Source organism: Enterobacter ludwigii (assembly GCF_001750725.1).
GTDB lineage: Bacteria > Pseudomonadota > Gammaproteobacteria > Enterobacterales > Enterobacteriaceae > Enterobacter > Enterobacter ludwigii.
The window spans coordinates 4,129,745-4,156,029 of record NZ_CP017279.1 but is presented as its reverse complement, the minus strand read 5'-3'; the positions used below and the strand labels follow the sequence as shown (position 1 = coordinate 4,156,029).

The following is a 26,285-nucleotide window of genomic DNA, read 5'->3' as shown; positions in this document are numbered from 1 at the left end:
TCCCGCAGAATCCCTGTCAACCGCGAATCTTTTTCGGATAGCGGTTGATAATCTTCCCTGATAAGACCAGTATTTAGCTGCCAAATGCTACGAAATCGTTATAATGTGCGACTTTGGTTTACCCGACAGCGGTTTTAGGCCTCTGAAAAGGTGACAATCGTGCTTCGAAGGTATATTTTGTTTTTTACCGGAGAATCGCAGGAGATAGCGGCACAATGGCTGATAAGTTCCATATCTTAGTTTTAAACGGACCGAACCTGAACATGCTCGGCACCCGCGAGCCAGAGAAGTACGGCTCGCTAACATTGAGTGAAATTGTTAACCGTCTGAGCACGGAAGCAACGTCGCTGAATGTGGATTTGGATCATTTTCAGTCTAACGCGGAGTACGCAATCATCGACCGTATTCATCAGGCTAAAGACACTGTGGACTATATCCTGATCAATCCGGCCGCGTTTACGCACACCAGTGTTGCTATTCGCGACGCACTGCTCGCAGTGAGTATCCCGTTTATCGAGATCCACCTGAGCAACGTGCACGCCCGAGAGCCGTTCCGCCACCATTCCTATCTATCAGATATCGCCGCTGGCGTTATTTGCGGACTGGGCGCTGACGGCTATTCATACGCTTTACAGACAGCGGTAAAACGCTTGTCACAATCACACTAAACAAGAGTACGGAACCCACTCATGGATATTCGTAAGATTAAAAAACTGATCGAGCTGGTTGAAGAATCAGGCATCTCCGAACTGGAAATTTCTGAAGGCGAAGAGTCTGTACGCATCAGCCGTGCAGCCCCAGCCGCTAGCTTCCCGGTAATGCAGCAGGCTTATGCTGCGCCAGTGCAGCAGCCTGCGCTTTCCGCAGCCGTTGCACCAGCAGCTGAAGCCGCACCTGCCGCTGCAGCAGAAATCAGTGGTCACATCGTACGTTCCCCAATGGTTGGTACTTTCTACCGCACCCCGAGCCCGGACGCGAAAGCGTTCATCGAAGTGGGTCAGAAAGTCAACGCAGGCGATACCCTGTGCATCGTTGAAGCGATGAAAATGATGAACCAGATCGAAGCAGACAAATCAGGCACTGTGAAAGCGATTCTGGTCGAAAGTGGTCAGCCGGTTGAATTTGACGAGCCGCTGGTCGTCATCGAGTAACGAGGCGAACATGCTGGATAAAATTGTTATCGCCAACCGCGGCGAGATTGCACTGCGTATTCTTCGTGCCTGTAAAGAACTGGGCATCAAGACCGTCGCTGTGCACTCAAGCGCGGATCGCGATTTAAAACACGTATTGCTGGCGGATGAGACGGTCTGTATTGGCCCGGCTCCGTCCGTAAAAAGCTATCTGAACATCCCGGCTATCATCAGCGCCGCTGAAATCACCGGCGCGGTGGCAATTCATCCGGGTTATGGCTTCCTCTCTGAGAACGCCAACTTTGCTGAGCAGGTTGAGCGCTCTGGCTTTATCTTCATCGGCCCGAAAGCTGACACTATCCGCCTGATGGGCGACAAAGTGTCCGCAATCACCGCGATGAAAAAAGCCGGTGTTCCAACCGTACCGGGCTCTGACGGTCCTCTGACCGACGACATGGATGCTAACCGTGCTCATGCGAAACGCATTGGCTATCCGGTTATCATCAAGGCGTCCGGCGGCGGCGGCGGTCGCGGTATGCGCGTTGTGCGTAGCGATGCTGAACTGGCTCAGTCCATCTCCATGACCAAAGCGGAAGCGAAAGCAGCTTTCAGCAATGACATGGTGTACATGGAAAAATACCTGGAAAACCCACGCCACATCGAAATTCAGGTGCTGGCTGACGGTCAGGGTAACGCTATCTATCTGGCAGAACGTGACTGCTCCATGCAGCGTCGTCACCAGAAAGTGGTTGAAGAAGCGCCAGCACCGGGCATTACGCCGGAACTGCGTCGCTACATCGGCGAGCGTTGTGCTAAAGCCTGTGTCGATATCGGCTATCGCGGTGCGGGTACTTTCGAGTTCCTGTTCGAAAACGGCGAGTTCTACTTCATTGAGATGAACACCCGTATTCAGGTAGAACACCCGGTTACCGAAATGATTACCGGCGTTGACCTGATCAAAGAACAGCTGCGTATCGCTGCGGGTCAGCCTCTGTCCATCAAACAGGAAGAAGTTGTGGTCAAAGGCCATGCGGTGGAATGCCGTATCAACGCCGAAGACCCGAATACCTTCCTGCCAAGCCCGGGTAAAATCACGCGTTTCCACGCGCCGGGTGGCTTTGGTGTGCGTTGGGAGTCTCATATCTACGCGGGTTACACCGTACCGCCGTACTATGACTCCATGATCGGTAAGCTTATCTGCTACGGCGAAAACCGTGACGTGGCAATTGCCCGCATGAAGAACGCCCTGCAGGAGCTGATTATCGACGGTATCAAAACCAACGTTGAACTGCAGATGCGTATCATGAGCGACGAGCACTTCCAGAATGGTGGGACTAACATCCACTATCTGGAGAAAAAACTCGGTCTGCAAGAGAAGTAAGCGCGCAGTCACGCCAAAAAGGCCGGATAATCCGGCCTTTTTTTATTTCTGGGGATCGGAAAGCCCCATCATGTACAATCCCCGCTTTATTCATCCACAAGGGACAAAAAATGGACAAGCGTTTTGTTCAGGCCCATAAAGAAGCGCGATGGGCGCTGTGGCTGACCCTTCTCTATCTTGCCGCATGGTTGGTGACCGCTTACTTACCTGACTCGGCTATCGGCATTACCGGCCTGCCTCACTGGTTCGAAATGGCCTGCCTGCTGGTGCCGCTGGTCTTTATCCTGCTGTGCTGGGCAATGGTGAAATTTATCTACCGGGATATCCCGCTGGAGGATGATGATGCAGCTTGAAGTCATTCTGCCGCTGGTCGCGTACCTGGTGGTCGTGTTTGGTTTGTCCGTTTATGCAATGCGTAAGAGAACGACCGGCACCTTCCTGAATGAGTATTTCCTCGGCAGTCGCTCGATGGGCGGTGTCGTGCTGGCCATGACGCTTACCGCCACCTATATCAGCGCCAGCTCGTTTATCGGTGGCCCCGGTGCAGCCTATAAATACGGGTTAGGTTGGGTGCTGCTGGCAATGATTCAGCTGCCTGCCGTCTGGCTCTCGCTGGGTATACTGGGTAAAAAATTTGCCATTCTGGCACGCCGTTATAACGCCGTGACGCTCAACGATATGCTGTTTGCGCGCTACCAGAGCCGTCTGCTGGTGTGGCTGGCAAGCTTAAGCCTGCTGGTCGCGTTTATTGGTGCAATGACGGTGCAGTTCATCGGCGGGGCACGTCTGCTGGAAACCGCTGCTGGGATCCCCTATGAGACGGGCCTTATCATCTTTGGGGTGAGCATTGCGCTGTATACCGCGTTTGGCGGATTTCGCGCCAGCGTGCTGAACGATACGCTGCAGGGGATGGTGATGCTCGTTGGCACAATCGTTCTGCTGGTGGGAATTGTTCACGCCGCAGGTGGTCTGAGCCATGCCGTTGAAACTCTGGAAGCGATTGACCCGAAACTGATTTCCCCGCAGGGTGCGGATGATATCCTTTCGCCAACATTTATGACGTCGTTCTGGGTGCTGGTGTGCTTTGGTGTTATTGGCCTGCCGCATACCGCCGTGCGTTGTATCTCGTATAAAGACAGCAAAGCCGTTCACCGGGGTATTATTATCGGGACGATCGTTGTTGCAATCCTGATGTTCGGCATGCATCTGGCGGGTGCGTTAGGACGTGCGGTGATCCCCGACCTTACGGTTCCCGATTTGGTGATCCCAACCCTGATGGTCAAAGTGCTTCCGCCTTTTGCCGCGGGGATATTCCTCGCCGCGCCAATGGCCGCCATAATGTCGACCATTAACGCCCAGCTACTGCAGAGTTCCGCTACGATCATTAAAGATCTCTATCTGAACCTGCGTCCTGAGCAGGTGCAAAATGAACGACGCCTGAAGCGTATGTCGGCGGTGATTACGCTCGTTTTAGGCGCGCTGCTGCTGTTAGCCGCATGGCGTCCGCCGGAGATGATTATCTGGCTGAACCTGCTGGCGTTTGGCGGCCTTGAAGCCGTCTTCCTGTGGCCGCTGGTATTGGGCCTCTACTGGGAGCGCGCCAACGCTGCCGGCGCCCTGAGCGGCATGATTGTCGGCGGTGTGCTGTATGCCGTGCTAGCTACATTTAAAATTCAGTACCTGGGCTTCCATCCTATTGTGCCTTCGTTACTGTTAAGTTTACTGGCGTTTGTGGTCGGGAACCGTTTCGGTCAGCCTGTCCCACAGCCCGCTACGATTTCTACTGATAAATAAAGAGTTTTGCCATGCCGTGGATCCAACTAAAACTGAATACAACCGGCGCTAACGCCGAAGAGCTAAGCGATGCGCTGATGGAAGCCGGTTCGGTCTCCATCACCTTCCAGGACACGCATGACACGCCGGTGTTTGAGCCACTGCCGGGCGAAACCCGCCTGTGGGGTGATACCGACGTTATTGGCCTGTTTGATGCAGAAACTGACATGAAAGAGGTTGTCGCGATCCTGGAAAATCATCCGCTGCTGGGTGCGGGTTTTGCACACAAAATCGAACAACTGGAAGACAAAGACTGGGAACGCGAGTGGATGGATAACTTCCACCCGATGCAGTTCGGTAAACGTCTGTGGATCTGCCCGAGCTGGCGTGACGTTCCGGATGAAAACGCGGTAAACGTGATGCTGGATCCGGGCCTGGCATTTGGGACCGGTACTCACCCGACGACTTCTCTGTGCCTGCAGTGGCTGGACAGTCTGGATCTGGACGGCAAGACGGTGATCGACTTCGGATGCGGCTCCGGGATCCTCGCTATCGCGGCGCTGAAACTGGGCGCGGCCAAAGCCATTGGGATCGATATCGATCCACAGGCTATTCAGGCCAGCCGTGATAACGCTGAACGCAACGGCGTTTCTGACCGCCTTGAACTGTATCTGCCGGATGCGCAGCCAGAAGCCATGAAAGCCGATGTGGTGGTGGCGAACATTCTGGCCGGCCCATTACGCGAACTGGCCCCGTTAATCAGCGTGCTGCCCGTTGACGGCGGTCTGCTGGGGCTTTCCGGGATCCTTGCAAGCCAGGCTGACAGCGTTTGCGAAGCCTACGCCGATCTTTTCGCCCTCGACCCGGTGGTCGAAAAAGAAGAGTGGTGTCGTATTACGGGCCGTAAAAAGTAAGCCATTGGCGTGGTCATCTGACCACGCCTCTCTTCCTCCGATAATCCTCTCCTCCTATGCTCTTCTCCGGTAAAATACCCACACAAATCATATTGATAACAATGGTTTGAACCACAATAATTCACCGGAAGAATACTATGACCCACTTTACTGGCAAGGCAGCGCTCTTTGCGCTGAGCATTATCTCGGCTTCAGCCTGCGCATCACACTGGAGCTACGAAGGCGAAGGCGCACCGGAACACTGGGGCGAACTGGACGAGGCTTACAAAACCTGTCAAAGCGGGATGAATCAGTCCCCCATCAACATTGAATCCACCGCGAACGCGCACCTCTCCCCGCTGCAAACACATTACATTGATGGCCCTGTGACGCTGACGAACAACGGCCATACCATTCAGGCAAGTGAAAAGCCGGAAACCCGCGATACCCTTACCCTCGATAAGCAAACCTGGACCCTGCAACAGTTCCATTTCCACGCGCCGAGCGAAAACACCGTGCATGGCAAGAAATTTGCGATGGAAATGCATCTGGTGCACAAAAACGCGGCCGGTGAGCTGGCGGTGGTGGCGGTCATGTTCGATAAAGGGGCCGCGAACCCGGAGCTGGATAAGCTGTGGAGCGTCATGCCTGAGCAGGCCGAACAGAACGTCTCGATTAAGCAAGATCTCAATCTGAACAAGCTGATTCCAAAAGATAAAACGTACTGGCGCTTTAGCGGCTCGCTGACCACACCGCCGTGCTCAGAGGGGGTAACCTGGATTGTACTGAAGCACCCGCTGACCGTCTCTGCAGAGCAGCTTGAGAAATTCTCCCACACGATGCACCACGAAAATAACCGCCCGGTACAACCCCTTCATGGTCGCGTAGTCGTCGAATAATGCGCATTTTTCGCATGCAGATCATGTTCTAAAATGCGACTCAGATCGCAAACAAGCGGGATAATCTGCTGCTAAAAACAGCAGATTATCCCGCTCAAGTGATGCATTTATTCAGAAATGATGAGAAGTTACGGGAAATTGTAAGCGGCTATAAAATAATCATTCCATCATAACTTTATGATTTAACAGGTTTATAATTTTCACCTGAAGGACAGAGCGGCGATTCCTTGATCTACAACAGTGGATTGTTCAAAGTTTGGCCTTTCATCTCGTGCAAAAAATGCGTAATATACGCCGCCTTGCAGTCACAGTATGGTCATTTCTTAACTCATGCGCATCGGACACTACCAGCTCAGAAATCGCCTGATCGCAGCCCCAATGGCAGGTATTACCGACCGGCCGTTCAGGACGCTGTGCTATAAGATGGGGGCAGGTTTAACCGTTTCCGAGATGATGTCGTCTAACCCACAGGTGTGGGAAAGCGATAAGTCCCGCCTTCGGATGGTGCACGTTGATGAACCAGGTATTCGCACCGTGCAAATTGCCGGAAGCGTGCCTGAAGAGATGGCAGATGCCGCGCGGATTAACGTGGAAAGTGGCGCCCAGATTATTGATATCAATATGGGTTGCCCGGCCAAGAAAGTGAATCGCAAGCTTGCAGGTTCAGCCCTTCTGCAATACCCCGACCAGGTGAAGTCTATCCTGACCGCGGTTGTCAGCGCAGTGGACGTTCCTGTTACGTTGAAGATTCGCACGGGTTGGTCGCCGGAACACCGTAACTGTGTAGAGATTGCCCAACTGGCCGAAGACTGTGGCATTCAGGCCCTGACCATCCATGGACGCACTCGCGCCTGTTTGTTCAATGGTGAAGCTGAATACGACAGCATTCGGGCAGTTAAGCAGAAAGTTTCCATTCCGGTTATCGCGAATGGTGACATTACTGACCCGCTTAAAGCCAGAGCTGTGCTCGACTATACGGGAGCTGATGCTCTGATGATAGGACGTGCCGCTCAGGGAAGACCCTGGATCTTTCGGGAAATCCAGCATTATCTGGACACTGGGGAGTTGCTTGCCCCACTGCCACTGGCAGAGGTAAAGCGCTTGCTTTGTTCGCATGTTCGGGAATTGCATGACTTTTATGGTCAGGCAAAAGGGTACCGAATTGCGCGTAAACACGTATCCTGGTATCTCCAGGAGCACGCTCCAAATGACCAGTTTCGGCGCACATTCAACGCCATAGAGGATGCCAGCGTACAGCTGGAGGCGTTGGAGGCATACTTCGAAAATCTTGCGTAATGAAATAAAGAGCTGACAGAACTATGTTCGAACAACGCGTAAATTCTGACGTACTGACCGTTTCTACCGTTAACTCTCAGGATCAGGTAACTCAAAAGCCCCTGCGTGACTCGGTTAAACAGGCACTGAAGAACTATTTTGCTCAACTGAACGGTCAGGATGTTAATGACCTGTATGAGCTGGTACTGGCTGAAGTTGAACAGCCACTGTTGGACATGGTGATGCAATACACCCGCGGTAACCAAACCCGCGCTGCCCTGATGATGGGTATCAACCGTGGTACACTGCGTAAGAAACTGAAAAAATACGGCATGAACTAATTTCGGTTAGCGAAATGCTTGTTTAAAAAGGCGCTACCTGGCATGGGGATGCGCCTTTTTTATTGCCCGCGCCTGTCACCGTCAAGGCTGTGTAAACCTTCGTTTATCCCCCTTTTAAACCGCAACTTTTCGTGTATATTTCCACCACCTCACTGAACCTCTTCGCCCGGAACGGTACGTATGATTCGTAAATACTGGTGGCTGGTTGTATTTGCTGTCTCGGTTTTCCTCTTCGACGCGCTCCTGATGCAGTGGATTGAACTGATGAGCACTGAAGCCGATAAGTGTCGTAATATGAATTCCGTAAATCCGCTAAAATTAGTGAACTGCTCAGAACTCGACTAACCGCCTGACGCCGCTAAACTCACTGTTATGACCTACTAAAAACGGGGATTTAAATCCCTTTGAGCCATTACCTTACGATGATAATGTCTCGCCCTTCTCAACCGCGCCTGCGTAACCTCACACTCGAGTAGAACCGATCATGCTGGTTAGCCAATACAACCATATCCTCGTCGTCCTCTCCTTTGTTGTTGCTATCCTTGCTGCCTATACCGCGCTGAATATGGCTGCACGTGTTGCCGGGAGTCAGGGCGTGGCTGCGCGCGTCTGGCTGGCCGGCGGCGGTATTGCCATGGGGATTGGCGTGTGGGCCATGCATTTTATCGGCATGCTGGCGATGGACCTCTCCATGAGCATGCGCTACAACGCGACCCTGACGGTGCTATCCATGGTTATCGCCGTGGGCTCGTCACTGTTTGCGCTGTGGCTCGTTAGCTGTGAGCAGTTACGTTTACGCCGTCTGCTGCCCGGTGCGTTAGTGATGGGCTGCGGCATTGTGGCGATGCATTACACCGGCATGGCGGCGCTGGAAGTCTCTCCCGGTATTATCTGGGACAAAACATGGGTGGCCATTTCGGTTGTCATTGCGCTTGCGGCTTCGCTCGCCGCATTATGGTTGACGTTCCGCTTGCGGCATGAAGCGTCTCAGGTGTCGCTGATGCGTTTTGCCGCCGCCGTTACGATGGGGATCGCCATTGCCGGTATGCACTATGCCGGGATGAAAGCCGCTCAGTTTCCCATGTCGACCATGGCGCACCATGGAGGTATTAACGGCAGCTGGCTGGCAGTACTGGTCAGCGTCGTCGCACTTGCCATACTGGGGATCACGCTGCTAGTCTCGATGCTGGATGCCCGCCTTCAGGCACGAACCTCCCTTCTGGCCTCATCCCTTGCAGAAGCGAACCGCGAACTCGCTCAACTGGCTTTACAAGATACGCTGACGCGTCTGCCGAACCGTGTTTTGCTGGAGGACCGACTCGATCAGGCCATCAGCAAAGCTGACCGTGAAGGCACCCATTTTGCACTGATGTTCATGGATCTCGACGGGTTTAAAACCATCAACGATGCGTACGGCCATGATATCGGTGACAGACTGCTTGTCGCCGTGACGCAGCGCCTGCTCACGCCCCTGAAGGGTCAGTTCACCCTTGCCCGTATCGGTGGTGATGAGTTTGTTCTGCTGGCAGAAGGAGAAGGTCCGGATGATGCGGCCTCGCTGGCCAACTCGCTGGTTCGCGCTATCGATAACCCGTTCAATCTGGATCCCTATGAACTGGTGGTAACCCTTAGCATTGGTATCGCGCTCTATCCCCACGACGGTAAAACCGAGCGCGAGCTGATGTTTAACGCCGATGCGGCGATGTACCACACGAAGCACATGGGCCGAAACGGTTATCACTTTTTCCAGCCCTCCATGAACACCCTGGCGCAGACCCATCTCCAGTTGATGAACGATCTGTGGCTGGCTATCGATCGTAATGAACTGCGCCTGCTTTATCAGCCAAAATTCCACGCACCGGCGGGTCCTGTCCTTGGGTTCGAGGCGCTATTGCGCTGGCAACACCCGAAGCAGGGATTACTGACGCCAGACCTGTTCCTGCCGCTGGCGGAAAAAACGGGGCTGATCATCCCGATTGGTAACTGGGTGCTTAATGAGGCCTGCCGTCAGTTGCGGGAGTGGCACCTTCAGGGGCATCAAAACTGGTCGATGGCGGTGAACCTGTCGACACTGCAGTTTGAGCAACCTTCACTGGTTAAAACGGTGCTCGACTGCCTGACGCGTCACAACGTACCGCCGGAGATGCTGATCCTTGAAGTGACGGAAACCACGGCGATGAGCAACCCGGATGAGAGTGTGCGCGTGCTGACAGAGCTGACGGACGCGGGCGTGAAAGCGTCCATTGATGATTTTGGTACCGGTTATTCCAGCCTGCTTTATCTCAAGCGCCTGCCGGCCTGTGAATTGAAAATTGACAGAGCGTTCGTGAAAGAGTTAAGCGGTGAAAGCGAAGACGCCACCATTGTCTCAGCGATTGTGGCTCTGGCAAAAACGCTAAATCTGAAAGTCGTGGCGGAAGGGGTGGAAACCGAAGCACAGCAAACCTTTTTGACGGCGCTGGGCTGCAACACGCTTCAGGGCTATCTGTTGGGCAAACCGGTCAGTGCACAGACCATCGAAACGCTCTGCGCACAAGGGGAAATGTTACCTGGCGCTGAGCTAAAATCATCCTCATGAGGCGACACCTGCACGACAGGGAGTGTCGCCAGAATACTATCGACCAGCGCAGGAGCCTGCTGGTAAAGATTAAAACTGCTGTTATTCATTAACCAGTTTTTAATGATTCCGCTGAAAAAACCGTGGAAAACAATCAGGGTCAGATCAACATTTACCTGTGACGAAATGAGGTTCCGCGAAATACAGTCCTGCAACGTGGCACGTAAAGAATCATAATTAAAACCAATACGTTTTCTGATTTCACACTCTGAAATCATATCGCTATTAAATTCACACTTATGATACAAGATTTGCAAAAGAGCGCATTGCCGAGGCTCATGTGCAATATATTGCAACGCAGCAATAAATTGCTCACGAAGCATTAACAAGGGATCGCTGCCCGCAGAAAGAGAAAGTCTGTCACGAATGATGTCACGAAACGGTAATTGCTGTTCCCAGATGGCATTAAATATTTCTGATTTACTGGTAAAATGCCAGTAGATGGCACCCCGTGTAACATTTGCTGCATCCGCGATATCCGTCAGCGTCGTGTTCGCCACGCCCCGCGTCGCAAACTGCCCGATAGCCGCTTCAATCAGCTGCTGACGGGTTTGTTGAGCCTCTTCTTTCTTTTTACGCGCCATAGACGACTACTCGTTACTCACAAGGTTTATATTTACACGGTTCAGGTATACGAAAGTATTCACTACTTTGCGTTTTAATTTTGCACAAAAAAAGTCAAATCGCTTAATTAATAATTTAGACAAATGCATAGATATAATTAAATTCATGAGATGAATAATTCAACCACGTTAAATGCCATTTATCTGATTAACCAGCCAGAAGTATATCCCCGCTAACACCAGGTTTGATTCTGATTTTTGCCTTAAGGCCTGTTCATTCGCACTTATAAATTAAAAAACATTAATTACCCTCATTATTATACGCCCTACATTTTATTTTTATCCCTCTGCCCTGCTACCGATTCACGGCAAATATCGGTTCATGGGTATTTAAAGGAACAGTAATGACGAATTATTTCAGACGTTTGCCCTTATCCGGTTTTATTGTCTGCGCGGTACTGCTCGCTGGATGCGATGGTCAGGAAAACCAACCACCACATCCGCAGGCGCCTCAGGTCAGCGTGCATATAGTGAAAAGCGCCCCTCTGGCTGTCACCACCGAACTCCCGGGCAGAACAGATGCCTTTCGCGTTGCGGAGGTTCGTCCTCAGGTGAGCGGCATCATATTGCGTCGTAACTTCACAGAGGGAAGTGATGTAAAAGCCGGCGAGTCACTTTATCAGATCGATCCTGCCACCTATCAGGCCGCGTATGACAACGCGAAAGGTGAACTCGCGAAGGCCCAGGCGGCGGCTAACATTGCGCACCTGACGGTAAAACGTTATCTCACGCTGGTTGGCACGCAGTATGTCAGCAAGCAGGAATACGACCAGGCCGTGGCGACAGCGCAGCAAGCAGATGCCAGCGTCGTTGCCGCACACGCAGGCGTTGAAAGCGCGCGCATTAATCTTGCCTATACCAAAGTGACGTCTCCCGTCGAGGGTCGCATCGGTAAATCCAGCGTCACCGAAGGCGCGCTGGTGACCAACGGGCAAGCCGCAGCCCTGGCAACGGTTCAGCAGCTTGATCCGATGTATGTCGACGTCACCCAGTCCAGCAGTGATTTTATGCGTCTGAAGCAGACGAGCCTGCAAAAAGGAGAGGCCACCAGCACCGTTGAGCTGGTGATGGAGAATGGTCAGCCCTACCCGTTGAAAGGTACGCTGCAGTTCTCAGATGTCACGGTCGACGAAAGTACCGGCTCTATCACCTTGCGCGCGATTTTCCCAAACCCACAGCACCTGCTGTTGCCTGGCATGTTTGTCCGGGCCCGCATTGATGAAGGCACACAGCCTGATGCGATTCTGGTCCCACAACAAGGCGTGACCCGCACGCCGCGCGGTGATGCATCCGTTCTGGTGGTTAACGATAAAAACCAGGTTGAGTCACGTACCGTCGTTGCCCCTCAGGCGATTGGCGATCGCTGGCTGGTGACGGAAGGGCTGAAAAATGGCGACCGCGTCATTGTCAGCGGCTTACAAAAAGTCAGACCGGGCGCTACCGTCGTCGCGACGCCTGATACCACCACGACTCCAGCCGGTTAAGGGACGACGACATGGCTAATTTCTTTATCCAACGGCCGGTTTTCGCCTGGGTGCTTGCCATCATTTTGATGATTGCAGGCGGGCTGGCCATTCTCAAACTGCCCATCGCGCAGTATCCGACCATTGCCCCTCCCGCCGTGGCTATCACCGCAACGTATCCGGGTGCTGATGCGCAAACGGTGCAGGATACCGTAACGCAGGTTATCGAACAGAACATGAACGGTATCGATAACCTGATGTATATGTCATCCACCAGCGATTCCGCAGGTAATGTCACCATCACGCTGACCTTCCAGTCTGGAACAGACCCGGACATTGCGCAGGTACAGGTGCAGAACAAACTGCAGCTCGCCATGCCGCAGCTCCCCCAAGAGGTCCAGCAGCAAGGGATCGGTGTTGAGAAGTCCAGCAGCAGCTTCCTGCTGGTCGCAGGCTTTGTTTCCGATAACAAAGACCTCACGCAGGATGACATCTCTGACTATGTCGCGTCTAACGTGAAAGATGCCATTAGCCGCACCACGGGAGTTGGTGATGTGCAGCTGTTTGGTGCCCAGTATGCGATGCGCATCTGGCTCGACAGCAACGCGATGAACAAATACCAGCTGACGCCACTGGATGTGATTAATCAGCTGAAAACGCAGAACGACCAGATAGCGGCCGGCCAGTTAGGCGGAACGCCGTCAGTACCGGGGCAGCAGTTGAACGCCTCGATCATTGCACAAACGCGTCTGAAATCTCCGGAAGAGTTTGGCCGCGTGACGCTAAAGGTGAACCAGGACGGCTCCATGGTTCATCTGAAAGATGTGGCCCGCATTGAGCTGGGTGGCGAAAACTACAATATGGTCACCAAAATCAACGGGCAAGCGGCAACCGGCCTGGGGATTAAGCTGGCTACCGGTGCAAACGCACTGGACACGGCCGCCGCCATCAAGAGCAAACTGGCCCAGCTCCAGCAGTTCTTCCCGCAGGGGCTGAAAGTAGTCTACCCCTATGACACCACGCCTTTTGTGAAGATCTCTATCCACGAAGTGGTGAAAACGCTGTTCGAAGCGATCATTCTCGTCTTCCTGGTGATGTATCTTTTCCTGCAAAACCTGCGGGCGACGCTTATCCCGACAATTGCGGTGCCGGTCGTGCTGTTGGGTACGTTTGCGATCCTGGCGGCGTTCGGTTTCTCCATCAACACCCTGACCATGTTCGGTATGGTGCTGGCGATTGGCCTGCTGGTTGATGACGCCATCGTGGTGGTTGAGAACGTCGAACGCGTCATGGTTGAGGACAAGCTGCCGCCAAAAGAGGCGACGCAGAAGTCGATGGGGCAGATACAGGGCGCACTGGTGGGTATCGCCATGGTGCTCTCGGCGGTCTTTATCCCCATGGCCTTTTTTGGCGGTTCAACGGGAGCCATCTATCGTCAGTTCTCGCTGACCATTGTCTCGGCTATGGCGCTGTCAGTGCTGGTCGCTCTGATTCTGACACCGGCACTGTGCGCCACCTTGCTTAAGCCCGTTTCCAGCGATCACCACGAAAAGAAAGGTGGCTTCTTCGGCTGGTTTAATGCGCTCTTTGATCGGAGCGTGGAGCATTACAGCAACAGCGTAAGCGGCATTTTGCGTAAGACCGGGCGCTATCTGGTGGTATACGTCATCATCGTCGGTGGTATGGCTGTACTGTTCCTGCGCTTACCCACCTCCTTCCTGCCCGAAGAGGATCAGGGGGTATTTATGACTATGGTCCAGCTCCCCGCCGGAGCCACCCAGATGCGTACCCAGCAGGTGCTTGACCAGGTTCAAAATTATTATCTCAACAACGAGAAGGCTAACGTTGAATCGGTGTTTACCGTGAACGGCTTTAGCTTTAGTGGTCAGGGTCAGAACTCCGGTATTGCGTTCGTTAGCCTGAAGCCCTGGGAAGCGCGTCCCGGAGCAGAAAATAGCGTTGAGGCGATCGTAAGGCGTGCGACAAAGGCCTTCAGTCAGATTAAAGATGGCCTCGTGTTCCCGTTTAACCTGCCTGCGATTATCGAGCTGGGTACCGCAACGGGCTTTGACTTTGAGTTGATTGATCAAGCTAACCTGGGGCATACCCAACTGACCCAGGCGCGTAATCAGCTGCTCGGTATGGTGAAAGCGCACCCCGATCTGCTGGTTCGCGTTCGTCCTAACGGTCTGGAAGATACCCCACAGTTCAAACTGGATGTCGACCAGGAGAAGGCACAGGCGCTGGGCGTCAGCCTCTCTGACGTCAACCAGACGATCTCGACGGCATTGGGGGGAACCTATGTGAACGACTTTATCGATCATGGACGCGTGAAAAAAGTGTACGTCCAGGCCGACGCTCACTTCCGTATGTTGCCAGGGGACATCAACAACCTCTACGTGCGCAGCGCGAACGGAGAAATGGTGCCGTTCTCCTCCTTTAGCAGCTCGCACTGGGTGTATGGCTCGCCTCGCCTGGAGCGCTACAACGGGATGCCTTCGATGGAGATCCTCGGTGAGTCCGCGCCGGGTAAAAGTACCGGTGAGGCGATGGCCTTGATGGAGAACCTCGCCGCAAAACTGCCTTCCGGTATCGGCCATGACTGGACGGGAATGTCTTATCAGGAACGACTGTCTGGTAACCAGGCACCTGCCCTGTACGCCATTTCACTGATTGTGGTGTTCCTGTGCCTGGCTGCGCTTTATGAAAGCTGGTCTATTCCCTTCTCGGTCATGCTGGTTGTGCCGCTGGGTGTCACGGGCGCACTTCTCGCCGCATCGATTCGCGGGTTAAATAATGATGTCTATTTCCAGGTCGGCCTGCTGACAACGATTGGTCTGTCGGCGAAAAACGCCATCCTGATCGTCGAGTTTGCTAAGGATCTGATGGATAAAGAAGGTAAAGGGATCATTGAAGCCACACTGGAAGCATCCAGAATGCGCCTTCGACCGATCCTGATGACGTCGCTGGCCTTTATCCTTGGCGTGATGCCACTGGTCATCAGCAGAGGAGCCGGGAGCGGCGCGCAAAATGCTGTCGGGACAGGTGTTATGGGAGGGATGCTTTCCGCAACGCTTCTGGCCATTTTCTTCGTGCCCGTCTTCTTTGTGGTTGTCCGGCGCCGGTTTACGAAACACAAAGAGTAATGTTTCTCAAAAAAGGCACCTCAGGTGCCTTTTTTATTTTTAGCATAAACAATGAATTAGATATGTCATACTCACAGCATTAATAGTTAACCATTTGCATTAAGTAAAAACGCCGCGTTACGTCTTCATATTTTCTCCATTAATTCATCCTGACAGCGACTTTTCTCCACGATTTTTACAAACAACATAATTTGAGATTATTCCCCGTGCAACGTTGCCTTATCCCGGTGGTAAAATAGTCTCCAGTTCGTTAATAGCCCTCCTGGCTGTATAGCGAATGAGAAATAATACTGAGGTAACATCATGAAAAGATTCATTTCCGTTGCACTACTCGCTGCGCTGCTTGCTGGATGCGCGCACGACTCTCCATGTGTACCGGTATACGACGATCAAGGCCGACTGGTTCATACCAATACCTGTATGAAAGGCACCACTCAGGACAACTGGGAAACAGCAGGTGCTATCGCCGGTGGTGCTGCCGCAGTGGCAGGTTTGACGCTGGGTATCGTTGCTCTGACGAAGTAACATCAGAACGTATCATTTGTGTAGAAAGCGCGGCTCTGTACGCGCTTTTGCTTTTAAAGAGTGCAGCGTTTTCAGATAAGTAAAAAAATAGCCCCGTCTTTACCCAGACTGTTTATTTCATTCTGCGGACAGTCACATATTTTTAATGCACAGCGTTAAATTACATATTCTATCGTGATGATTTTCACATATTAATTACATTTAATACCCTGCCAATATTCACCCCAGAAACTATCTCTTCTTTTTAAGGTATAGCCGCTGAAAGTTTTGCTCCGATTTGTGGCACAGGTTGTAATTTCGCACCGTTTCGGGGCGCTCTCTTTATTTAACCCTGTCTACACTCAGCATTATGCGTTCATTGGTCACCTATTTTGTTGAGCGCAAAACCTGGCATTACGTTTGCTTTATAAACGTTGGCCAAAGCCACAGACAGGTAAAGCGTTTAAAACGCCTCTATAACGATAAATTTCGCCACACAGGATGCATTATGAAAAAGACGATGATAGCCAGCCTGGCCGCCGCGGGCATGTTGTTTGCTGTAGCCGGTCAGGCCCATGCGGGTACGACACTGGATGCCGTTAAAAAGAAAGGGTTTGTTCAATGTGGGATCAGTGACGGTTTACCTGGCTTCTCTTATGCCGATGCAAACGGCAAATTTACCGGTATTGATGTTGATGTCTGCCGCGGTGTCGCCGCCGCCGTTTTCGGTGACAACAGTAAAGTAAAATATACCCCGCTGACGGCGAAAGAACGTTTTACTGCATTACAGTCTGGCGAAGTTGACATGCTTTCCCGTAATACCACCTGGACCTCCTCCCGTGATGCAGGCATGGGAATGGCATTTACTGGCGTGACCTATTATGACGGTATCGGTTTCCTGACCCACAATAAAGCGGGCCTGAAAAGCGCCAAAGAGCTGGATGGCGCGACCGTTTGTATCCAGGCCGGTACCGATACCGAGCTGAACGTCGCGGATTATTTCAAAGCAAATAACATGAAATATACCCCTGTGACATTCGATCGCTCCGATGAATCGGCCAAAGCGCTGGAATCCGGTCGTTGCGACACGCTGGCTTCTGACCAGTCACAGCTGTACGCCTTGCGTATTAAGCTGAGCAACCCGGCGGAGTGGATTGTCCTGCCCGAAGTGATCTCCAAGGAGCCTCTTGGACCGGTTGTGCGTCGTGGCGATGAAGACTGGTTCTCCATTGTTCGCTGGACGCTGTTTGCCATGCTGAATGCCGAAGAGATGGGCATCAACTCGAAAAACGTCGACGAGAAAGCCGCTAAACCGTCCACGCCGGATATGGCTCATCTGCTGGGAACAGAGGGCGATTTCGGGAAGGATCTGAAGCTGGATAACAAGTGGGCTTACAACATCATCAAACAGGTGGGTAACTACGCTGAGATCTTTGAGCGCAACGTGGGATCGGAAAGCCCTCTGAAGATCAAACGCGGCCAGAACAATCTCTGGAACAACGGCGGTATTCAGTACGCGCCACCAGTACGTTAAGTCATTGCTGTAACGGGCACTGTTAAGGCAGTGCCCGCCCCAGAGTCATGGTTACCGAGGTTTCTTTATGTCCCATCGCCGCTCAGCCGTAAAAGGATCGCTATCCTTTTCTCATCCCGCGGTCCGCGCCTGGCTATTCCAGGTTATTGCGATTATTGCGGTTGTTCTTATCGCCGTGTATCTCATCCATAACACTATAACCAACCTGAATAATCGCGGTATTACCTCCGGCTTTGCTTTTCTGGATCGCAGCGCGGGGTTTGGCATTGTTCAACACCTTATTGATTATCAGGAAGGCGACACGTATGGACGCGTGTTCGTGGTCGGTTTACTGAATACGCTGCTAGTCTCTGCACTTTGTATTGTTTTTGCCTCCATACTGGGCTTCTTTATTGGTCTGGCACGTTTGTCCGAAAACTGGCTGCTACGCAAACTGTCTACTTTTTATATTGAGACGTTCCGTAATATCCCGCCGCTGCTGCAGATCTTTTTCTGGTATTTTGCCGTGCTGCGCAACCTGCCGGGGCCACGTCAGGCTATTGACGCTCTTGATCTGTTTTTCCTGAGTAATCGCGGGTTGTATATTCCTTCTCCGCAGCCGGGTGAAGGGTTGTATGCCTTCATTGCCGCCCTTGTAATAGCGCTTGCTCTCTCAGCCGCCATGTTCCGCTATAACCGCACGCATCAGTTCAAAACCGGGCAGCTTCGTAAAACCTGGCCAACCGCCGCCATCCTTATCATTGGTCTGCCACTTCTGACACACTGGCTGTTTGGGGCCGCCCTTCACTGGGATATTCCGCAGCTGCGTGGCTTTAACTTCCAGGGCGGAATGGTTTTAATTCCTGAGCTGGCAGCCCTGACGCTGGCGCTTTCGATTTATACCTCTGCATTTATCGCCGAGATTATTCGTGCGGGGATCCAGGCCGTTCCTTACGGGCAACACGAGGCGGCGCGCTCGCTGGGATTACCCCATACGGTGACGCTTCGTCAGGTCATTATTCCGCAAGCGTTACGGGTCATCATTCCGCCGCTGACCAGTCAATACCTCAATATTGTCAAAAACTCATCGCTGGCGGCCGCCATTGGTTACCCCGATATGGTGTCGCTGTTTGCCGGAACCGTGCTTAACCAGACCGGACAAGCCATTGAAACTATCGCCATCACAATGTCTGTCTATCTGATCATCAGCCTGGTGATTTCGTTGCTGATGAACCTCTATAACCGTCGTATAGCACTGGTCGAGCGCTAAGGATCTATGATGACAAAAGCGATACTGTCGCACTCCTCGCGCCCTGCCGGTTCGACAGGCGGACGTTTAATTCTCTGGGCGCGTAAGAATCTGTTCTCCAGCTGGAGTAACAGCCTGCTGACAATTGTATGTTTGTGGCTTATGTGGGAATTAATTCCACCGCTGCTGAACTGGGCTTTTTTACAGGCTAACTGGTCGGGATCCACTCGCGCAGACTGCACAAAAGCAGGGGCCTGCTGGGTGTTTATCCATGAGCGTTTTGGCCAGTTCATGTATGGATTGTATCCGCATGAACAGCGCTGGCGGATTAATCTGGCACTGGCCATCGGGCTACTCTCCATCGCCGTAATGTTCTGGAAAAAACTGCCTCATCGGGGGCGTTATATTGCCTGTTGGGCAGTGGTGTATCCCATTATTGTTTGGGTGCTGTTGTATGGCGGCTTCCTGGGGCTGGAACGTGTTGAAACACGTCAGTGGGGTGGGTTAACGCTGACGCTGATTATCGCGTCCGTTGGGATAGCCGGCGCACTGCCATGGGGTATTTTGCTCGCGCTTGGGCGGCGCTCAAAAATGCCTGTCGTACGTGTGCTTTCCGTTATTTTCATTGAATTCTGGCGTGGTGTACCGCTTATCACCGTTCTGTTTATGTCTTCGGTCATGTTGCCGCTGTTTATGGCAGAAGGGACAACGATAGACAAACTGATCCGTGCCCTGGTCGGGGTCATCCTTTTCCAGTCCGCTTACGTTGCGGAAGTGGTGCGTGGGGGCCTGCAGGCTCTGCCTAAAGGTCAGTACGAAGCGGCGGAATCACTGGCGCTTGGCTACTGGAAAACGCAGGGACTGGTGATATTGCCACAAGCACTCAAGCTGGTTATCCCGGGCCTGGTCAATACCATCATTGCCCTCTTCAAAGATACCAGCCTGGTGATCATCATCGGGCTGTTCGATCTCTTTAGCAGCGTGCAACAGGCGACCGTTGACCCTGCCTGGCTGGGTATGTCCACCGAGGGATATGTCTTTGCTGCTCTGATCTACTGGATCTTTTGTTTTAGCATGTCGCGCTATAGCCAGCATCTGGAAAAGCGCTTTAACACCGGGCGTACACCGCACTGAGGAAATTATGAGCCAGATTACTATGACACCTGCCGACGCGATGATAACGCTGGAAAACGTGAATAAATGGTACGGGCAGTTTCATGTTTTGAAAGACATTAACCTCAAGGTTAAGCAGGGAGAACGGATCGTTCTTTGTGGCCCTTCCGGGTCCGGGAAATCCACGACCATTCGCTGTATTAACCACCTTGAAGAACATCAGCAGGGGCGCATTGTTGTTGATGGCATCGAGCTGAATGAAGATATTCGTAACATCGAACGGGTGCGCCAGGAAGTGGGAATGGTGTTTCAACACTTTAACCTGTTTCCCCATCTCACCGTTCTGCAGAACTGTACGCTTGCGCCAATTTGGGTACGAAAGATGCCTAAAAAGGATGCTGAAGCACTGGCGATGCACTACCTGGAACGGGTACGTATCGCAGAGCACGCCAATAAATTTCCAGGCCAGATATCAGGCGGTCAGCAGCAGCGCGTGGCTATCGCCCGTTCGCTCTGTATGAAACCAAAAATTATGCTGTTTGATGAACCGACATCCGCCCTGGATCCGGAAATGGTGAAAGAGGTACTGGATACCATGATTGGACTGGCGCAGTCCGGGATGACCATGCTGTGTGTGACGCACGAAATGGGGTTTGCCAGAACCGTGGCCGATCGGGTGATCTTTATGGATCGTGGGGAAATCGTTGAGCAGGCACCGCCGGATGAGTTCTTCGCACATCCTAAATCTGAACGTACGCGGGCTTTCCTGTCACAAGTGATCCATTAAGCGTGTCTTAGCCCGGTGGCGCTTCGCTTACCGGGTCTGACTTTTTCCGGGAAACATAACGCAAAAAGGCCATCCTTTCGGATGGCCTCTTCACTTGTTTGATGTCTGGCAGTTCCCTACTCTCACATGGGGAGACCCCACACTACCATCGGCGCTACGGCGTTTCACTTCTGAGTTCGGCATGGGGTCAGGTGGGACCACCGCGCTAAAGCCGCCAGACAAATTCTTTTACTTCTTGCCGAACTTTAACCTAAGTATAAAGTGGTGCTGATACCCAGAGTCGAACTGGGGACCTCACCCTTACCAAGGGTGCGCTCTACCAACTGAGCCATATCAGCACGCTAAATTTGATGCCTGGCAGTTCCCTACTCTCGCATGGGGAGACCCCACACTACCATCGGCGCTACGGCGTTTCACTTCTGAGTTCGGCATGGGGTCAGGTGGGACCACCGCGCTAAAGCCGCCAGGCAAATTCTGTAATCTGTATCAGCTGAAAATCGTCTCTCATCGCCAAAACATCTTCGGCGTTGTAAGGTTAAGCCTCACGGTTCATTAGTATCGGTTAGCTCAACGCATCGCTGCGCTTACACACCCGACCTATCAACGTCGTAGTCTTCAACGTTCCTTCAGGAGACTTAAAGTCTCAGGGAGAACTCATCTCGGGGCAAGTTTCGTGCTTAGATGCTTTCAGCACTTATCTCTTCCGCATTTAGCTACCGGGCAGTGCCATTGGCATGACAACCCGAACACCAGTGATGCGTCCACTCCGGTCCTCTCGTACTAGGAGCAGCCCCCCTCAATTCTCCAGCGCCCACGGCAGATAGGGACCGAACTGTCTCACGACGTTCTAAACCCAGCTCGCGTACCACTTTAAATGGCGAACAGCCATACCCTTGGGACCTACTTCAGCCCCAGGATGTGATGAGCCGACATCGAGGTGCCAAACACCGCCGTCGATATGAACTCTTGGGCGGTATCAGCCTGTTATCCCCGGAGTACCTTTTATCCGTTGAGCGATGGCCCTTCCATTCAGAACCACCGGATCACTATGACCTGCTTTCGCACCTGCTCGAGCCGTCACTCTCGCAGTCAAGCTAGCTTATGCCATTGCACTAACCTCCTGATGTCCGACCAGGATTAGCTAACCTTCGTGCTCCTCCGTTACTCTTTGGGAGGAGACCGCCCCAGTCAAACTACCCACCAGACACTGTCCGCAACCCGGATCACGGGTCTACGTTAGAACACCAGCCATTAAAGGGTGGTATTTCAAGGTTGGCTCCACGCAGACTGGCGTCCACGCTTCAAAGCCTCCCACCTATCCTACACATCAAGGACCAGTGTTCAGTGTCAAGCTATAGTAAAGGTTCACGGGGTCTTTCCGTCTTGCCGCGGGTACACTGCATCTTCACAGCGAGTTCAATTTCACTGAGTCTCGGGTGGAGACAGCCTGGCCATCATTACGCCATTCGTGCAGGTCGGAACTTACCCGACAAGGAATTTCGCTACCTTAGGACCGTTATAGTTACGGCCGCCGTTTACCGGGGCTTCGATCAAGAGCTTCGCGTTACCGCTAACCCCATCAATTAACCTTCCGGCACCGGGCAGGCGTCACACCGTATACGTCCACTTTCGTGTTTGCACAGTGCTGTGTTTTTAATAAACAGTTGCAGCCAGCTGGTATCTTCGACTGATTTCAGCTCCACCCGCAGGGGCTTCACCTACATATCAGCGTGCCTTCTCCCGAAGTTACGGCACCATTTTGCCTAGTTCCTTCACCCGAGTTCTCTCAAGCGCCTTGGTATTCTCTACCTGACCACCTGTGTCGGTTTGGGGTACGATTTGATGTTACCTGATGCTTAGAGGCTTTTCCTGGAAGCAGGGCATTTGTTACTTCAGCACCGTAGTGCCTCGTCATCACACCTCAGCGTTAACAAGGAACCGGATTTACCTGGAACCTCCGCCTACATGCTTAAACCGGGACAACCGTCGCCCGGCTAACATAGCCTTCTCCGTCCCCCCTTCGCAGTAACACCAAGTACAGGAATATTAACCTGTTTCCCATCGACTACGCCTTTCGGCCTCGCCTTAGGGGTCGACTCACCCTGCCCCGATTAACGTTGGACAGGAACCCTTGGTCTTCCGGCGAGCGGGCTTTTCACCCGCTTTATCGTTACTTATGTCAGCATTCGCACTTCTGATACCTCCAGCACCCCTCACAGGACACCTTCAACGGCTTACAGAACGCTCCCCTACCCAACAACGCATAAGCGTCGCTGCCGCAGCTTCGGTGCATGGTTTAGCCCCGTTACATCTTCCGCGCAGGCCGACTCGACCAGTGAGCTATTACGCTTTCTTTAAATGATGGCTGCTTCTAAGCCAACATCCTGGCTGTCTGTGCCTTCCCACATCGTTTCCCACTTAACCATGACTTTGGGACCTTAGCTGGCGGTCTGGGTTGTTTCCCTCTTCACGACGGACGTTAGCACCCGCCGTGTGTCTCCCGTGATAACATTCTTCGGTATTCGTAGTTTGCATCGGGTTGGTAAGCCGGGATGGCCCCCTAGCCGAAACAGTGCTCTACCCCGAAGATGAGTTCACGAGGCGCTACCTAAATAGCTTTCGGGGAGAACCAGCTATCTCCCGGTTTGATTGGCCTTTCACCCCCAGCCACAAGTCATCCGCTAATTTTTCAACATTAGTCGGTTCGGTCCTCCAGTTAGTGTTACCCAACCTTCAACCTGCCCATGGCTAGATCACCGGGTTTCGGGTCTATACCCTGCAACTTAACGCCCAGTTAAGACTCGGTTTCCCTTCGGCTCCCCTATACGGTTAACCTTGCTACAGAATATAAGTCGCTGACCCATTATACAAAAGGTACGCAGTCACCCCATAAAAGAGGCTCCCACTGCTTGTACGTACACGGTTTCAGGTTCTTTTTCACTCCCCTCGCCGGGGTTCTTTTCGCCTTTCCCTCACGGTACTGGTTCACTATCGGTCAGTCAGGAGTATTTAGCCTTGGAGGATGGTCCCCCCATATTCAGACAGGATACCACGTGTCCCGCCCTACTCTTCGAGTTCACAGCCTGTGTGCTTTCGTGTACGGGACTTTCACCCTGTACCGTGCGACTTTCCAGACGCTTCCACTAACACACAAGCTGATTCAGACTCTGGGCTGCTCCCCGTTCGCTCGCCGCTACTGGGGGAATCTCGGTTGATTTCTTTTCCTCGGGGTACTTAGATGTTTCAGTTCCCCCGGTTCGCCTCGTTAACCTATGTATTCAGTTAACGATAGTGTGTCGGAACACACTGGGTTTCCCCATTCGGACATCGCCGGGTCAAAGGTTCATATCACCTCGCCGGCGCTTTTCGCAGATTAGCACGTCCTTCATCGCCTCTGACTGCCAGGGCATCCACCGTGTACGCTTAGTCGCTTAACCTCACAACCCGAAGATGTTTCTTTCGATTCATCACCGGTTTGCGAAAATTTGAGAGACTCGAACACACATAACATGTGTGTCGTTTCAATTTTCAGCTTGATCCAGATTTTTAAAGAACAAAATTTCACAATGCACTTCGCAGTACATTTTGAAATTTATCATTCATCAGACAATCTGTGTGAGCACTACAAAGGCAGGTTCTTTAAGGTAAGGAGGTGATCCAACCGCAGGTTCCCCTACGGTTACCTTGTTACGACTTCACCCCAGTCATGAATCACAAAGTGGTAAGCGCCCTCCCGAAGGTTAAGCTACCTACTTCTTTTGCAACCCACTCCCATGGTGTGACGGGCGGTGTGTACAAGGCCCGGGAACGTATTCACCGTAGCATTCTGATCTACGATTACTAGCGATTCCGACTTCATGGAGTCGAGTTGCAGACTCCAATCCGGACTACGACGCACTTTATGAGGTCCGCTTGCTCTCGCGAGTTCGCTTCTCTTTGTATGCGCCATTGTAGCACGTGTGTAGCCCTACTCGTAAGGGCCATGATGACTTGACGTCATCCCCACCTTCCTCCAGTTTATCACTGGCAGTCTCCTTTGAGTTCCCGGCCGGACCGCTGGCAACAAAGGATAAGGGTTGCGCTCGTTGCGGGACTTAACCCAACATTTCACAACACGAGCTGACGACAGCCATGCAGCACCTGTCTCAGAGTTCCCGAAGGCACCAATCCATCTCTGGAAAGTTCTCTGGATGTCAAGAGTAGGTAAGGTTCTTCGCGTTGCATCGAATTAAACCACATGCTCCACCGCTTGTGCGGGCCCCCGTCAATTCATTTGAGTTTTAACCTTGCGGCCGTACTCCCCAGGCGGTCGACTTAACGCGTTAGCTCCGGAAGCCACGCCTCAAGGGCACAACCTCCAAGTCGACATCGTTTACGGCGTGGACTACCAGGGTATCTAATCCTGTTTGCTCCCCACGCTTTCGCACCTGAGCGTCAGTCTTTGTCCAGGGGGCCGCCTTCGCCACCGGTATTCCTCCAGATCTCTACGCATTTCACCGCTACACCTGGAATTCTACCCCCCTCTACAAGACTCTAGCCTGCCAGTTTCGAATGCAGTTCCCAGGTTGAGCCCGGGGATTTCACATCCGACTTGACAGACCGCCTGCGTGCGCTTTACGCCCAGTAATTCCGATTAACGCTTGCACCCTCCGTATTACCGCGGCTGCTGGCACGGAGTTAGCCGGTGCTTCTTCTGCGGGTAACGTCAATTGCTGTGGTTATTAACCACAACACCTTCCTCCCCGCTGAAAGTACTTTACAACCCGAAGGCCTTCTTCATACACGCGGCATGGCTGCATCAGGCTTGCGCCCATTGTGCAATATTCCCCACTGCTGCCTCCCGTAGGAGTCTGGACCGTGTCTCAGTTCCAGTGTGGCTGGTCATCCTCTCAGACCAGCTAGGGATCGTCGCCTAGGTGAGCCGTTACCCCACCTACTAGCTAATCCCATCTGGGCACATCTGATGGCAAGAGGCCCGAAGGTCCCCCTCTTTGGTCTTGCGACGTTATGCGGTATTAGCTACCGTTTCCAGTAGTTATCCCCCTCCATCAGGCAGTTTCCCAGACATTACTCACCCGTCCGCCACTCGTCACCCGAGAGCAAGCTCTCTGTGCTACCGTTCGACTTGCATGTGTTAGGCCTGCCGCCAGCGTTCAATCTGAGCCATGATCAAACTCTTCAATTTAAGTTTGATGCTCGTGAATTAAACTTCGTAATGAATTACGTATGTTCACTCAGAGACTTGGTATTCATTTAGTGTCCGAAGACATTAAGAATCCATGTCACTTTGAGTGCCCACACAGATTGTCTGATAAATTGTTAAAGAGCAGTTGCGACGCGGCTTACAGCTCACCGTCGCGAGGTGGCGTATATTACGCTTTCCTCTTTCAGAGTCAACCCTGATGTTCAGGATTTTTTCTCTTCAACCGACCGGGTTATCTGTGAAGTGATTCACATCTGCCGTGTCGATGGAGGCGCATTATAGGGAGTTCTCTGCAGGCCGCAACCTAAAAGTTGCAAAAAGATGACTGACTGCTGTATTCCCCAGCAAAACCCCGCTTTATACCCTTTTACGCAC

Annotated in this window: 19 protein-coding genes, 1 tRNA gene and 4 rRNA genes; 18 read left to right on the top strand and 6 right to left on the bottom strand. The window is 52.6% G+C overall.

From position 1 onward, the window contains the following. Nucleotides 1-215 precede the first annotated feature (215 nt). The 11 genes from aroQ (at nt 216) to BH714_RS19455 (ending at nt 10,270) form a co-directional block, all read left to right on the top strand. The gene (gene aroQ / locus BH714_RS19505; RefSeq protein ID WP_014171865.1) at nt 216-668 is read left to right on the top strand and encodes a type II 3-dehydroquinate dehydratase; all 453 of its coding nucleotides are present in this window, start codon (nt 216-218) and stop codon (nt 666-668) included. Nucleotides 669-689: 21 nt separating this feature from the next. Next, nucleotides 690-1,151 (top strand): acetyl-CoA carboxylase biotin carboxyl carrier protein, encoded by a 462-nt coding sequence (gene accB / locus BH714_RS19500; protein WP_014171866.1) that lies wholly within the window; start codon nt 690-692, stop codon nt 1,149-1,151. 10 nt (nt 1,152-1,161) lie between these two features. Continuing rightward, the gene (accC, locus tag BH714_RS19495; protein ID WP_020883502.1) at nt 1,162-2,511 is read left to right on the top strand and encodes an acetyl-CoA carboxylase biotin carboxylase subunit; all 1,350 of its coding nucleotides are present in this window, start codon (nt 1,162-1,164) and stop codon (nt 2,509-2,511) included. Nucleotides 2,512-2,621: 110 nt separating this feature from the next. After that, the gene (locus BH714_RS19490; RefSeq protein ID WP_006178860.1) at nt 2,622-2,864 is read left to right on the top strand and encodes a YhdT family protein; all 243 of its coding nucleotides are present in this window, start codon (nt 2,622-2,624) and stop codon (nt 2,862-2,864) included. Next, nucleotides 2,854-4,305, top strand: coding sequence for a sodium/pantothenate symporter (gene panF / locus BH714_RS19485; protein ID WP_040018722.1), 1,452 nt, complete (start codon nt 2,854-2,856; stop codon nt 4,303-4,305). The genes BH714_RS19490 and panF overlap by 11 nt, the downstream gene beginning before the upstream one ends. An 11-nt stretch (nt 4,306-4,316) precedes the next feature. Then, nucleotides 4,317-5,198, top strand: coding sequence for a 50S ribosomal protein L11 methyltransferase (gene prmA / locus BH714_RS19480; RefSeq protein ID WP_014171869.1), 882 nt, complete (start codon nt 4,317-4,319; stop codon nt 5,196-5,198). 137 nt (nt 5,199-5,335) lie between these two features. Continuing rightward, the gene (locus BH714_RS19475) at nt 5,336-6,076 is read left to right on the top strand and encodes a carbonic anhydrase (protein ID WP_040018719.1); all 741 of its coding nucleotides are present in this window, start codon (nt 5,336-5,338) and stop codon (nt 6,074-6,076) included. 330 nt (nt 6,077-6,406) lie between these two features. Next, nucleotides 6,407-7,372 carry a tRNA dihydrouridine synthase DusB gene (dusB, locus tag BH714_RS19470; protein ID WP_040018718.1) on the top strand — a complete coding sequence of 322 codons (966 nt, stop codon included), beginning with the start codon at nt 6,407-6,409 and terminating at the stop codon, nt 7,370-7,372. Nucleotides 7,373-7,395: 23 nt separating this feature from the next. Continuing rightward, the gene (fis, locus tag BH714_RS19465) at nt 7,396-7,692 is read left to right on the top strand and encodes a DNA-binding transcriptional regulator Fis (RefSeq protein WP_000462905.1); all 297 of its coding nucleotides are present in this window, start codon (nt 7,396-7,398) and stop codon (nt 7,690-7,692) included. Nucleotides 7,693-7,872: 180 nt separating this feature from the next. Then, nucleotides 7,873-8,037, top strand: coding sequence for a DUF2556 family protein (locus BH714_RS19460; RefSeq protein WP_020883498.1), 165 nt, complete (start codon nt 7,873-7,875; stop codon nt 8,035-8,037). Between the two features lie 139 nt (nt 8,038-8,176). Then, a complete protein-coding gene (locus BH714_RS19455) occupies nt 8,177-10,270 on the top strand; it encodes a putative bifunctional diguanylate cyclase/phosphodiesterase (RefSeq protein WP_040018716.1) in 2,094 nt (697 codons plus the stop codon). On the opposite strand, the gene envR is transcribed toward BH714_RS19455, so the two are convergent. Further along, complete coding sequence (gene envR, locus BH714_RS19450; protein WP_040018715.1) at nt 10,174-10,893, bottom strand: acrEF/envCD operon transcriptional regulator; 720 nt, start codon at nt 10,891-10,893, stop codon at nt 10,174-10,176. The two genes, BH714_RS19455 and envR, sit on opposite strands and share 97 nt — an antisense overlap. Before the next feature lie 383 nt (nt 10,894-11,276). On the opposite strand from envR, the gene BH714_RS19445 reads away from it, so the two are divergent. The 7 genes from BH714_RS19445 to BH714_RS19415 all read left to right on the top strand — a co-directional run bounded on the left by BH714_RS19445 (nt 11,277) and on the right by BH714_RS19415 (nt 20,707). After that, entirely contained in the window at nt 11,277-12,416 is a 1,140-nt protein-coding gene (locus tag BH714_RS19445) for an efflux RND transporter periplasmic adaptor subunit (protein ID WP_040018714.1), read from the top strand. An 11-nt stretch (nt 12,417-12,427) separates the two neighbouring features. Continuing rightward, nucleotides 12,428-15,541, top strand: coding sequence for an efflux RND transporter permease subunit (locus tag BH714_RS19440; protein WP_040018713.1), 3,114 nt, complete (start codon nt 12,428-12,430; stop codon nt 15,539-15,541). A gap of 303 nt (nt 15,542-15,844) precedes the next feature. Then, entirely contained in the window at nt 15,845-16,066 is a 222-nt protein-coding gene (locus BH714_RS19435) for a lipoprotein (protein ID WP_008502867.1), read from the top strand. A gap of 487 nt (nt 16,067-16,553) precedes the next feature. After that, nucleotides 16,554-17,579, top strand: coding sequence for an amino acid ABC transporter substrate-binding protein (locus BH714_RS19430; RefSeq protein WP_020883493.1), 1,026 nt, complete (start codon nt 16,554-16,556; stop codon nt 17,577-17,579). A gap of 67 nt (nt 17,580-17,646) precedes the next feature. Continuing rightward, nucleotides 17,647-18,828: an amino acid ABC transporter permease gene (locus BH714_RS19425; protein ID WP_040018711.1), complete on the top strand. Its 1,182-nt coding sequence runs from the start codon at nt 17,647-17,649 to the stop codon at nt 18,826-18,828. 9 nt (nt 18,829-18,837) lie between these two features. Continuing rightward, complete coding sequence (locus tag BH714_RS19420) at nt 18,838-19,941, top strand: amino acid ABC transporter permease (protein ID WP_040018710.1); 1,104 nt, start codon at nt 18,838-18,840, stop codon at nt 19,939-19,941. Between the two features lie 7 nt (nt 19,942-19,948). Beyond that, the gene (locus tag BH714_RS19415; RefSeq protein WP_040018709.1) at nt 19,949-20,707 is read left to right on the top strand and encodes an amino acid ABC transporter ATP-binding protein; all 759 of its coding nucleotides are present in this window, start codon (nt 19,949-19,951) and stop codon (nt 20,705-20,707) included. A gap of 103 nt (nt 20,708-20,810) precedes the next feature. Here BH714_RS19415 and rrf (BH714_RS19410) read toward each other — a convergent pair. The 5 genes from rrf (BH714_RS19410) to BH714_RS19390 all read right to left on the bottom strand — a co-directional run bounded on the left by rrf (BH714_RS19410) (nt 20,811) and on the right by BH714_RS19390 (nt 25,892). Further along, nucleotides 20,811-20,926: ribosomal RNA gene (gene rrf / locus BH714_RS19410) — 5S ribosomal RNA — on the bottom strand. 43 nt (nt 20,927-20,969) lie between these two features. Next, nucleotides 20,970-21,045 (bottom strand) — tRNA-Thr (locus BH714_RS19405). Between the two features lie 14 nt (nt 21,046-21,059). Next, nucleotides 21,060-21,175, bottom strand: a 5S ribosomal RNA gene (gene rrf, locus BH714_RS19400). A gap of 63 nt (nt 21,176-21,238) precedes the next feature. Next, a 23S ribosomal RNA gene (locus tag BH714_RS19395) occupies nt 21,239-24,144 on the bottom strand. A 208-nt stretch (nt 24,145-24,352) separates the two neighbouring features. Further along, nucleotides 24,353-25,892, bottom strand: a 16S ribosomal RNA gene (locus BH714_RS19390). The 16S, 23S and 5S rRNA genes sit together here with 1 tRNA gene alongside, the layout of an rRNA operon. Between the last annotated feature and the right edge of the window lie 393 nt (nt 25,893-26,285).